At 45.3% G+C, this 11,229-nt stretch carries 10 protein-coding genes; 1 reads left to right on the plus strand and 9 read right to left on the minus strand.

All coding sequences use genetic code 11. From position 1 onward, the window contains the following. Positions 1–231 precede the first annotated feature (231 nt). The 3 genes from WBA23_RS03105 to WBA23_RS03115 form a co-directional block, all read right to left on the minus strand. The gene (locus WBA23_RS03105; protein ID WP_424580786.1) at positions 232–1,293 is read right to left on the minus strand and encodes an aldo/keto reductase; all 1,062 of its coding nucleotides are present in this window, start codon (positions 1,291–1,293) and stop codon (positions 232–234) included. Between the two features lie 105 nt (positions 1,294–1,398). Beyond that, positions 1,399–2,289, minus strand: coding sequence for a sugar phosphate isomerase/epimerase family protein (locus WBA23_RS03110; protein ID WP_424580787.1), 891 nt, complete (start codon positions 2,287–2,289; stop codon positions 1,399–1,401). Then, a complete protein-coding gene (locus WBA23_RS03115; RefSeq protein ID WP_424580788.1) occupies positions 2,286–3,467 on the minus strand; it encodes an FG-GAP repeat domain-containing protein in 1,182 nt (393 codons plus the stop codon). The genes WBA23_RS03110 and WBA23_RS03115 overlap by 4 nt, the downstream gene beginning before the upstream one ends. Before the next feature lie 163 nt (positions 3,468–3,630). Here WBA23_RS03115 and WBA23_RS03120 point away from each other — a divergent pair, with 163 nt between their 5' ends. Further along, positions 3,631–4,890, plus strand: coding sequence for a mandelate racemase/muconate lactonizing enzyme family protein (locus WBA23_RS03120; protein WP_424580789.1), 1,260 nt, complete (start codon positions 3,631–3,633; stop codon positions 4,888–4,890). A 288-nt stretch (positions 4,891–5,178) separates the two neighbouring features. On the opposite strand, the gene WBA23_RS03125 is transcribed toward WBA23_RS03120, so the two are convergent. From WBA23_RS03125 to fdhD, 6 genes are all read right to left on the minus strand, one after another. Then, positions 5,179–5,481 (minus strand): discoidin domain-containing protein, encoded by a 303-nt coding sequence (locus WBA23_RS03125; protein WP_424580790.1) that lies wholly within the window; start codon positions 5,479–5,481, stop codon positions 5,179–5,181. 318 nt (positions 5,482–5,799) lie between these two features. Further along, the gene (locus WBA23_RS03130) at positions 5,800–6,543 is read right to left on the minus strand and encodes an SDR family oxidoreductase (RefSeq protein WP_424580791.1); all 744 of its coding nucleotides are present in this window, start codon (positions 6,541–6,543) and stop codon (positions 5,800–5,802) included. A gap of 137 nt (positions 6,544–6,680) precedes the next feature. Next, on the minus strand, positions 6,681–7,217 hold the full coding sequence (locus tag WBA23_RS03135; protein WP_424580792.1) for a hypothetical protein: 537 nt from the start codon (positions 7,215–7,217) through the stop codon (positions 6,681–6,683). A 95-nt stretch (positions 7,218–7,312) separates the two neighbouring features. Next, positions 7,313–8,077 (minus strand): carboxypeptidase-like regulatory domain-containing protein, encoded by a 765-nt coding sequence (locus WBA23_RS03140; protein ID WP_424580793.1) that lies wholly within the window; start codon positions 8,075–8,077, stop codon positions 7,313–7,315. 72 nt (positions 8,078–8,149) lie between these two features. Beyond that, the gene (locus WBA23_RS03145) at positions 8,150–10,465 is read right to left on the minus strand and encodes an FdhF/YdeP family oxidoreductase (protein ID WP_424580794.1); all 2,316 of its coding nucleotides are present in this window, start codon (positions 10,463–10,465) and stop codon (positions 8,150–8,152) included. Between the two features lie 11 nt (positions 10,466–10,476). After that, positions 10,477–11,229: formate dehydrogenase accessory sulfurtransferase FdhD (gene fdhD, locus WBA23_RS03150; RefSeq protein WP_424580796.1), on the minus strand; the 753-nt coding region annotated here is incomplete at its 5' end.

Here is an 11,229-nt window from a genome sequence, read left to right on the forward strand (position 1 = left end):
AAATTAGGAAAAATGATCCCCGAAAATGATTGAATTGCCTATCAACTAGCGTATAGCCGCTGTAGGTGCGGCTATATCCAATATGTTTACAGTATTTTCTTGGTTTCTAAGATTAAGTAGCATAAAATTGGTTTTATTTATCACTATATATATAAATTCTTTTAAAGCCGTTTCTGGATATTTTAAATGATTGAAAACGTTTACAGTCGTTTGTAAATGGTTCATCGCTAGTTAGGCTTTGTAGTATTCAACCGTGCCTCCGTCAAAATCAGCGACACGCTTTACTAGTGTTTGACGATCGGTCTCACTGTAGGTAGTGAATGATTTGGCCAAATCAATCTTCTCCTGTAGCATCTCGGCATGATCGGGACCGGTGATAAGCACACTAACGGGTAACGACCAAACGAAGTGAAGGGCTTCTTCCACACTTAAAGCACTAGGCACAATACGAGGCTTATCCCCGGATTTGAAGTGGGTAGTGCCGCCGAAAAAGCCGCCGTTGGCTAAGGTTTTCATCGCTAAGGGAGCGATATTATTTTCCACTAGCTTAGGCAGTACATTATTGATAAAGCTCTTATAATTAGGGTCAAATACATTGATCGGCATTTGGCAGGTTTGCATCACATCTGCCGCTTGTTCTAGCATCCGTTGGTGGGCGTTATAATCGCGGTGACCAGTAAAGCCGTAGTGGCGAATTTTTCCTTCGGCTTGCGCTTTTTGTACAAACTCCAGTACTCCGTTCTCCAGTCGCTTATCTACATCATTCGGACTGGTAACCGAGTGAATCTGCCATAAATCAATGTAATCAGTTTTCATCCGGCGCAGTGAATCTTCCAGATGCTGTTGGGCTACCTTGGCGTTGGTCGCCCGGGTTTTGGTCATAATATACGCTACATCGCGGTATTCGGGACTAAGAAACATACCGTAGCGCTCTTCAGCCAGCCCATTACCGTACTGCTCTGCATTATCGAAGAAGCGAACACCACCTTCCAACGCAGTTTCAATTGTTTTGTGGGCTTCAGACTCACTCATGCGAGCAATGTGGGCTCCCCCTAATCCGAGCATCGTTACTGTTTCGCCGGTTTTGCCGAGTTTGCGCTGCGGTAATAGTTCTCCTAACCGATCTCGCTGCGGAGCTAACACCGTAGGCGATTCAAAGCTAGCTAGTTGCGTAGTGGCTTTGCCGGTTTCATTAGCTTTCGATTGACAGGACAGCGGTACCATTATGCCGGTGGTAAGTCCGGCTAATGTTTGTAAAAATTTTCGTCGATCGTTCGAGTCTTGCTCTTTCATAAAAATTAGTGGTTAGGATTTTAAGTACTTCAGGACAACTTCCCAATCCTTAAGTTACTAAAAAATAAAGCTTATATAAATAGGTAAGTCAGAGTCTTCTTCAGTTTATTTGAGTTCAGCTTTTAGCAGATTGAGCCCTTGTAGGTTCTGCACTAAAACTTCCTTTACATCTCGATCTTGATGACCAATAATTCCGATGGGGCCTTGGTAATCACTATTCTGAATCGCTTGCATCATTTCTAGCTCTCGGTCGCCATCACCTAGTGTTAAGATTGTTTCACCGCCTTCTACCATTCCGTTGAGGTTAATGCATAACAAATGATCCTGCATCTTTTCTAGTAGCGCAGGAAACTCATCCATCTCGTGGTGAGCGTGATGGAAATTATAGACCATGCCTAAGTGATCATCGCCTAACGAATCAATAATTGCTAGCTGATTGATCGGATTACCAAACCAATCACCGTGGTTGTACATGCCCAGCGTACAGCCCTGCTGTTTGGCCCGCTCGCGAAAGTCGGCGATAAAGCGAGTAGCCCGCTGATACTTTTCTTCATCCGCTACATTCTCATAAAGTTGGGGCGAGAACGAAAACCAACATTCGGTTTGTACGTCATTCGCTACTATCTTGTCCCACAGAGCTTCATTATCTTCACCCAGATAACCTACTGAATCCTGATCAATCCAAAACCACACAGCCCGAAGATTGATGTTGTGTTTTTTGAGCGCTTCAAGTTCAGCTTCAAAGGTGGGTAAATGTTGCTGACGCCAGTCGTAAGCCAACTCAGAAATACCTAGCTTTTTCAGCATTTCCGCTCGCTCTTCCGGACTGCGCTCCTTACTATCGAACGGCACCACACACCAAGCCACCAGATTTGACTTATCAAACAGTGATGGATTTCTTGTCGCTTCATTTTCTTCTTTCGAACTAGAATTAGACGTACAAGAAATAAATATATTAAACCCCAGTACAATTAAAATGACAGATGTGATTTTCATAGATGTTTTTTGGTTTGGTAACCTTTATTGTAAAATACGCTCAATCCGTCTTTACCGGCTACCGCAATGTCGTTTTTTCCGTTACCATTCAGGTCAGTCACCGTGAGAAATAACCCGGCTCCCTTCCCCACTCCTAACGGGCCGTAGCTGATGGTGTGCTTAGTAAAAGAGTCTCCGTTCCACTGAAAGTAGTACAATCCTAATGGTTCATTTGATCCCGGGTCACGACCATTATGGGCGCGAAAGCGCTTGCCGGTAATTAGTTCGGGGCGACCATCGCCGGTAACATCCTCCCAAGCCATGGTGTGAAATTGGGCATTGTAGGGATCAATGGGGTGAACAGCCCAACTTCGTTGGCCTTTGCTATCCAGGTTTTGCTCGTACCACACCAAACCGTAGTCATGCCCCTGCCCGACGATCAAATCATTTTTACCATCTTCATTTACATCCACAATCAAAACCGGAACACTAGCCGAACCTAGCGACAGTTCGCGGTGCATCTTCCACTCACCGGCAAGCGGGTCTGCGGGAGCTTCGTACCACTGTTCGTTACTAATTAGGTCACCTCGGCCGTCGCCGTTAATGTCACCAAAACCTAATCCGTGACCTTGCTCCGGGCCAACTCTATAGCGGACAAACTCGCCGTTCTCGAGCCGGTAAAATTTAAGTTCATTGTTAGGGTTATTCGGTACAATTTCTGGCTGCCCGTCGCCATCAATATCCCAGGCCTGAGCGCATTCTACCGGACCAGTAGAATCAATAAGATGCTCTTTCCACATTTCGTTGTTGCCCGGGTTCTCTCGCCAAAGCATAGTCTGGTCGCCCCAACTTCCGGTGATAAAATCTAGACGGCCATCTCTGTTCACATCCATCGGAATACTGGCGAAGTCGTTGTAGTATTCTCCCCCGCCCCAGCGAGCTACCGTGGTAATAAAATGACGATTTTTAAATTCTGGCCCTTCGTACCAAAAAGCTCCCGAAACTAAATCCAGGGTGTCGTCACCGTCTACATCAAAGGCACCTACCGCTTCGTAGCTTTCCATTGCAATAGCTTGTTGCTCAAATTGCACTGGTCTACTATTTACTTCGGGAGCTTGCGCCATTATCTGACTTAATTGGCATCCGACCAGCAGTAAAATAGTGATGACCAACCGGATCGTAGATTCTAGTACGTACATTGAGTAGTTTTTGGTAGACTGCTGTATTCTCTTTAATGATAACCTATTTTATTCAGAATCGGAAGGGTTTAACTGGCTACCCGCTAATTCCAGCTACATAAAATATTATCGGCAGTTTCTGTTTCAGTTAGTTTGTTTTCTATATTGGATATTCAAATAAACTATGAAAAGAGTTATGCAACCTACTCGTCGCCATTTTATTAAAACAACAGTCGCGACTTCGTTGGCTTTTACATCAGTTCCACTGGTGCAACAACCATTTAAAGAGCAAGAAGACCACCTTTTAGATGATATTTTAGCTAAACCTGTACTGAAGAAAGAGCTTTTTCCTACCCCAGTAATTATTGATCGCCTGGAGCTTCTTCGTTATAAAGACAACTTCATCTGCCGGGTTACCTCTACCGATGGAGCCGAGGGCATTTCGGTAGGGAACAACATGCAGATGGTCAGCCTCTATCCTATTTTTTCGGTGAGACTACAGCCTTTTTTTCTCGGCAAAGATGCTCGGGAATGGGAGCAGTTACTGGAAGAAGTGTACGTTTACAAAAGCAATTACAAATTGCAAAACCTAGCACTGTGGGTTCCGCTGGCGACCATAGAGTTTGCCGTGCTGGATATGCTGGGAAAGATTGCTCAAAAACCGATTGGTGAGCTTATTGGAGAAATTTATCACCCAAAGATTGCGGTGTACCAAGCGAACAACTTTAGGGGCAAATCAGCCGACGAATCTATTGAGCTGATTAAGCAGCAGGTAGAAGATTCGCAAGCGAAAGCACTAAAGTTTAAAGTAGGCGGACGGATGAGCAAAAATGCAGACTACCCTGCCGACCGTACCGAGAAACTAATTCCGCTGGTACGAAAAACCTTTGGCGACGATATGACGATCTACGCCGACTCCAATGGTTCTTATGATGCGCAAGAAGCCATTCGGGTTGGCCGAATGATGGAAGAGTACGCCTACGACTTTTACGAAGAGCCGGTTCCGTTTGACTGGTACGAAGAAACGAAGCAAGTAACCGATGCCGTGAAAATTCCAGTAGCCGGAGGCGAGCAAGAGCCTAGTATGCGAAACTTTCGCTGGCTGATTAAAGAAGATGCGCTGGACATTGTACAGCCTGATATTTTCTACTTCGGAGGAATGATCCGCTCCATGAAGGTTGCCCGTATGGCGGATGCTAAGAATAAACCCTGCATTCCCCACATATCCGGTTCTGGCTTAGGCTATTTATATATGATGCACTTTGTTTCGGCAGTTCCCAATGCTGGCCCTTACCACGAGTTCAAAGGCTTTAATAATGAGTTACCTCTGGAATCGCCTACTTCCAGCCTGGATAGTCGAGAAGGTGTGGTAACCGTTCCCACGGCTCCCGGCCTCGGCGTGACAATTGACCCTGATTATATTGCGAAGCATGAAGTGATTTAATGTTACGGTGCAAAGTGTTAAGGTGTTTGAGTGTTCATGTTTGTAGTTTGAACATTGGGCTGCAACCGCTTGAACGCTTCAATACCCTAACACCATAATACTTCAACACTAAAACACTGCTACCGTTGAAATCACCGGGCAAGCCTGAGCTTCTTCTATATTCACCCGGATTTTGCTTGCTTTAACTGAATTGGTGGGAAGAACTCGTTTGTAGCCAGTGGTAGTTGCTTCCGCGATGGGTTGCCATTCGTTATTTTGCCAAGCATCTACTGAGAACTTACTTACCCGTTACCCAAGTGGAATATATTCTTGTAATACTACGTACTGAATGGTCTGCTCTTTGCCTAAGTCAATTTCTATATTTCCGGTAGTAATCGCGTTATCGGTAGCCCAGTAGGTTTCAAAATCATCATCGGTAACCTGGGAAGGGGCGAACTCACTACTTTCTCCTCGGTAACTGTTCGCCTTAACCTTGGCTCTAGCCGCTAAGTTCTGAGAATAAGTTTCGTCTAGTAACTTGCGCCAACCTCGCAAGGCTGCCTCATCATTTTCGTGTAGTAATCCCCGGCGATCCGGTGGAATATTTAGCAATAGAGTAGAACCTCATCCTACTAATGATAGGTAGGTATCAAACAGTTGCTTCGGTGTTTTGTAGCCGACAAATTATTAATACTTATCGCAAAATCCCTCAATTAGCTCAAGTCAATTGGAACAAGATTGCTCTTCAACTGGCCTATCGCTCTTTCAACTTATCCATGACTCAGTTCATTTTTAAGCGAATGTTTTACTGTTAAACAAGCAACAATGAAAAAGGAGACAGTTGTCTCCCTTCCACTTTGTAACTCTATAATTTATTTCTATTTGAGCAGCGTATTCTACTTCAACTTGTTGTTAAATAGTAGGACTCAACTACCCCTGCTCGGTTGGCATCACCAGTATCTCCTGCACATTCACGTGCTTCGGTTGCTGGAGTGCGTAAAGGATACTCTCGGCGATATCTTCGGACTGCAATGTCTCGATGTCGAGCATCGGCTTCATTACCTTTTCTATAATATCTTCGTCGGTAATGGTATCGGTAAGCTCAGTAGCAACGGCACCCGGCTCAATAGCAGTGATGCGAATATTAAACTCAGGGGATAACTCATTCCGCAGCCCTTCGGAAAAGGCCCGCACGGCAAATTTAGTAGCGCAGTAGACCGCCCCTCCCGGAAAGAGCTTTCGCCCGGCAACTGACGAGATATTGACGATATGTCCGCGTTTGTTGTCCATCATCTTGGGAAGCACCGCCGCTACGCCGTTGAGTACCCCCTTAATATTTACATCGACCATTTTCTCCCACTCGTCGGTCTTTAGTTTCTTCGCGAAAGACAAAGGCATCAATCCGGCGTTGTTAATTAGTACGTCCACATCTCCGAACGCCTCTTGCGTTTGTTGCACTACCTGCTTCCAATCCTCCTTTTTGGTTACATCGGCGGTTACCACCAAGGCTTTGCCTCCAGCGTTTTCTATCTTTTGCTTAAGTTCTTTAAGCCGATCTTCCCGGCGGGCGGTAAGCACTACTTTGGCACCGTGCGCGGCCAGCTTTTCAGCAGTCGCTTCTCCAATGCCACTAGAAGCACCCGTCACTATCACTACTTTATCTTGAAGTTCCATCGTATATCTATTGTTTTTGGTTAACAGTAAACCTTATCAACCCTGGAAACCGCAAGTTGTTCCGGCAAATGATGATTGGCAAGCCCCCCAACCTGAAACTCATTCGGTTTAAATGAAATTACTTATTTACCTACTCTTCACTTCTCTATCTTATCTGTTATCCAGTTCATTTCTAAGCGAATATCTAATTGCTGAGTAACTTGAGGGATATCTAGTAAAAAGTCGGAATCCTCTCCTATCTGCAATATCATTTCATTTTCATTTACCGATACGATAGAAAAGGTGAGTATTTCTTCTTCCTCAGAGACCAGTATTAGTTGCTGTTCATCTTCGCTAAGTTGCCAGCCGCCCAGTAAAGGCTCTGAGTCTATTTGATGAAGTTTAAATAAATTACCTGACTGAAGATTCAGCGTAAGTTCACGCTCTAATACTTGTTGGGCAACTTGGCTTTCTAGTAGCAGTAGTCCAATGGCTATTTCTTCTGGAGCCAGCCCTAAAGAATCGGCAAGCTGCGCAAAGAAAACTTTATAGTCTTCACCATCTACTTGTATGGTTGCCTGTAGAGCATCTAATTGCCACTCTCCGGTTAGCTGTTGTTCCAATGTAAGAACACCAGCATCATCTTGCTGACAGCCCAGCAGTAACAACCATCCGATTAAAAAGATAAGGCGCATAATGGTAAGCATAAGCAGCGTTATGATACGATACGTGAAAGATAGTAAATTTAGAGAAAATTCAGACGGAAAGTGTCGCCCTCTTGGCAATCTACCTATTTCTTGTTCTGACTAAAAAAATAATACAGTAGCCCAATAATTTCATCTTTACTTTGCATTTTCTTGGCATCGGGGTACTGCTCGTTGAAGAGAGCAATGAGCCATTCGTAGTCATCGTGCGATAACTGAAACTGCTGCATTAGTTTTTCTACGGTCTTTTCGTCGTAGATAAGCGCGTAGAACGTGGCTTCCACCTTTGTCTGCTGTTTCAGCTCCGCATATTTACGCCGCTCTTTTCCGTCTTTAGAGTAGCGTTCGTACAAATGAGTTAGCACTCCGGTAAAGGTTCCGCCTGCTTGCCCTAGAGGTAACCCGCCTTCTACACCTGGTTCAAAACGAATAGTCTTCTTAGGTACGATATCTTCCTTGCCTCGTACGGCTTTCACAGTCATCGGCTTTCTTTCCGGAGCGGTAATAATGGGTTCGATTAAGCGAGCGAAAACGGTAATTCCGGGCAGTAGAATGGAGTCTTCTATTAGTATCACCATCTGTTGCAAGAAATGCTCATCATTCACAACCAGACGATCAGGCTGGTAGCCAACCAAAGAGAATTGTAGGGTATCGCCGGAAATAGCATTAATAGAAAAGAAGCCGTTGATGTCAGAAACAGCTACTTTTCGCTTACTGGAATTGACGATATGTACAAATGGCAGCTCTTCTCCTTGGCTAGACGTAATCTGTCCCCGCACTACTAGTTGAGCGTAGGCCGAAGAGTTTAGAAGAATTAAACAAAGTAGACCGCAGTAGTATGGTGGTTGCATGCTTACTGCGTAACGCTAAATCTATTTCTTCGGTGTATAGCAATGTGGGTTATAACCGCTTTTTAACCAATTTTAACACTTCGGTTTAATCTTGATGACAACGGACTTTGAAATTGGCTGCTCACTACCGTGTGCTGAACGGGTATGGGGTACTAATCCATTTGCTTCCGGAAAATAAGTGGCTACACACTGAGGCGGAATTGGGTAAGAAACTACCCGAAAGTTGCGAACCACTCGCTTCTCTCCATCGTATTCGCTTACTAAATCCACCACTTCTTCCTGCGACAACTTCATTTTCTGCATATCACTAGCATTCATCAGTACTACGCGCCGTTCGTGGTAGATACCTCGGTAGCGGTCGTGTAAACCGTAAATTGTAGTATTATACTGATCGTGACTACGGATCGTCATCATTAGAAATTCGTCTTCTGCCAGTGGGTGGTTGGCGGGCTGATTAATGGTAAAGTGAGCTTTCCCGCTATCCGTAGTGAAGTTTCCTTCGCGGGCTCCATTGGGCAGATAGAATCCGCCTGGGTTTCGCACGCGCTTATTATAGTTATCAAAGCCATCTACTGTTTTTTCAATCGCATTCCGAATGGTGTCGTAGTTCGCTACCATCCCGTTCCAGTCAACAGTAGTAGCTGAGCCCAGCGTCGCCTTAGCAATCTCAGCTACAATTTTAGGTTCACTTAACAGATGACGGGAAGCTGGTTGTTTTCCTCCTTGGGTCTTGTGAACCACCCCAGTAGAATTTTCTACTGTTAAAAACTGAGTGCCGCTTTCTTGCACATCTAATTCGGTACGGCCGAGGCACGGTAAGATGAGGGCTGTTTTTCCGTGGGTCAGATGGCTACGATTGAGCTTGGTAGAAACTTGTACGGTCATGTCGCACTGCTGCAATCCTTGAGCGGTATATTCAGTATCGGGAGAGGCTGAGACAAAGTTACCGCCCAAACCCATAAAAAATTTGGCTTTTCCACTGGCCATCGCTTCAATAGCGGACATGGTATTGTACCCTTCTTCTTTGGGAGGAGTGAACTGGAAGTGCTCCTCCAGTTTTCGGGCTAATTCCGGTTTAAGTTTCTCCCAAATACCCACCGTACGATCGCCCTGCACATTGCTGTGTCCGCGTACTGGACAGGTGCCCGCGCCCGGTTTGCCGATACTTCCTTTCATCAGAAGTAGATTAACAATCTCTCGCACATTGTCGACTCCGTTTTTATGCTGAGTAAGCCCCATTGCCCAGCAAACGATAATCTTACTCTCTTTTGCCAGGAGGCTCGCGACTTCTTCAATTACTTCTTGCTCAACTCCGGTTTGTTGAATCAATTCATCTAAGTCGTACTGTAGCAAATCTTGTTTTACCTCTGCAAAACCCTCCGTTTTAGTTTGAATAAAATCTTGATCTAACACGGTGCCGGGTCTCTCTGCTTCTTTAGCTAAAAGCATTTTCATAATTGCTTTTAGCAAAGCTACATCGGCATTAATACGGACAGGCAAGAAAATATCCGTAAGCGACGTACCCGTTCCTAGCATCTCCAGTGGTTTCTGAGGATTTTTGAAGGATAGTAATCCCGCCTCGGGCAGCGGATTTACTGAGACAATTTTTGCACCGTTTTTCTTCGCTTTTTGCAACGCAGATAACATCCGGGGGTGATTAGTGCCCGGATTTTGCCCCATAATAATAATCACCTTGGCTTGGTAAAAATCATCTAGGGTAACTGATCCTTTGCCAATCCCCAAAGTTTCTGTTAGTCCTACGCCACTAGACTCGTGGCACATATTAGAACAGTCCGGTAAATTATTAGTCCCGTACTGACGAACGAATAGCTGGTATAGAAACGCGGCCTCATTACTGGTTCGGCCCGATGTATAGAAAATCGCTTCATTGGGGTCGGCCAAACTTTTAAGCTGCCTGCCAATTAATTGAAATGCTTCCACCCAACTAATCGGCTGATAGTGGGTCCCATTCGGCCGTAGTACCATGGGTTCGGTGATACGTCCGCTCTTTCCCAACTCGTAGTCTGTTTGTTGGAGCAGCTCCGCTACTGCGTGCTTCCGGAAAAAAGCCGCATCAGCTCGGGCAGCTGTTGCCTCTTCGGCTACTGCTTTCGCCCCATTTTCACAGAACTCTACTACTGACCGATGATCATCAGGATCAGGCCAAGCGCAGCCGGGGCAGTCGAACCCATCGAACTGATTAATCTTCGCCATTAGCTTCGTTCCTTCTATTATTCCAACCTCACCGTACACGTGCTTAGCGGAACTGGCTACCGCAGGAAAACCCGCTGCCACCTTTTTTCGCTGGCTTAATTCAATTTCAGAAGAAGGTTCTTCCGGCTGAACTTTGCTGGATTGCTTAGCACTACTTTTTGATTTATCAGACATTTTAATTTGGTTTAAGCAGTTGGTTGAGCAAGTAACAAACGCTGGTGCCCGTGATAAATATTGAATCGCTGGTTTCGGACAAACCCTATTAACCCCAGATTATACTGCTGAGCTAGTTGAACCGCCAGTCCTGAAGGCGCACCAACGGCAGCTAACAGTGGCACTCCGGCTATTAATGTTTTCTGTACCAGCTCAAAACTAATTCGTCCGCTTAACAGGATGAACGCTGAAGTGAGAGTTATTTCTGACTGACTTAATGCAGCGCCAATAAGTTTATCCAGGGCATTGTGCCGACCTATATCTTCCCGCCATAGTAGTAGTTCCCCGGCTTGAGAGAACAAACCCGCCGCATGTAGGCCTCCGGTATACTCGAAAATCAATTGTGCCTCCCGAAGCTTGGCTGGAGCTTGATGAATAACTTCCTGGCTTACCGATAAATCAGAAATAGTCAACGTAGGGCAAACTGCTTGAATCGCCTCAATAGATGTTTTTCCGCAAATTCCGCAACTAGAAGTTGTGTAGAAGTGCCGCTGTAGCTTCTGCCAATCTACTGGCAAATCGGACGACAGAGATACTCTCACCACATTTTCAGCTTCATCCGCTGACTGGCCGCTCGGACAATATCGGATGTTAATAATATCATCGGCATTTCGGATAATTCCTTCGGTATACAGAAAGCCCAAAGCCAGTTCAAAATCGTGCCCTGGGGTTCGCATCGTGACGGATAAATCGCGAGTTTCTCGCTGAAAAGTAGGCCCAAATTC

It is taken from the genome of Tunicatimonas sp. (assembly GCF_049647865.1).
Classification (GTDB): Bacteria; Bacteroidota; Bacteroidia; order Cytophagales; family Cyclobacteriaceae; genus Tunicatimonas.

Excerpts from the sequence above, each read along its gene's own strand:
- WBA23_RS03135 (WP_424580792.1), bottom strand. The coding sequence starts at position 7,217 with ATGCGCCTTATCTTTTTAATCGGATGGTTGTTACTGCTGGGCTGTCAG.
- WBA23_RS03140 (WP_424580793.1), bottom strand. The coding sequence starts at position 8,077 with ATGCAACCACCATACTACTGCGGTCTACTTTGTTTAATTCTTCTAAAC.
- WBA23_RS03130 (WP_424580791.1), bottom strand. The coding sequence starts at position 6,543 with ATGGAACTTCAAGATAAAGTAGTGATAGTGACGGGTGCTTCTAGTGGC.
- WBA23_RS03105 (WP_424580786.1), bottom strand. The coding sequence starts at position 1,293 with ATGAAAGAGCAAGACTCGAACGATCGACGAAAATTTTTACAAACATTA.
- WBA23_RS03115 (WP_424580788.1), bottom strand. The coding sequence starts at position 3,467 with ATGTACGTACTAGAATCTACGATCCGGTTGGTCATCACTATTTTACTG.
- WBA23_RS03145 (WP_424580794.1), bottom strand. The coding sequence starts at position 10,465 with ATGTCTGATAAATCAAAAAGTAGTGCTAAGCAATCCAGCAAAGTTCAG.
- WBA23_RS03120 (WP_424580789.1), top strand. The coding sequence starts at position 3,631 with ATGAAAAGAGTTATGCAACCTACTCGTCGCCATTTTATTAAAACAACA.
- WBA23_RS03110 (WP_424580787.1), bottom strand. The coding sequence starts at position 2,289 with ATGAAAATCACATCTGTCATTTTAATTGTACTGGGGTTTAATATATTT.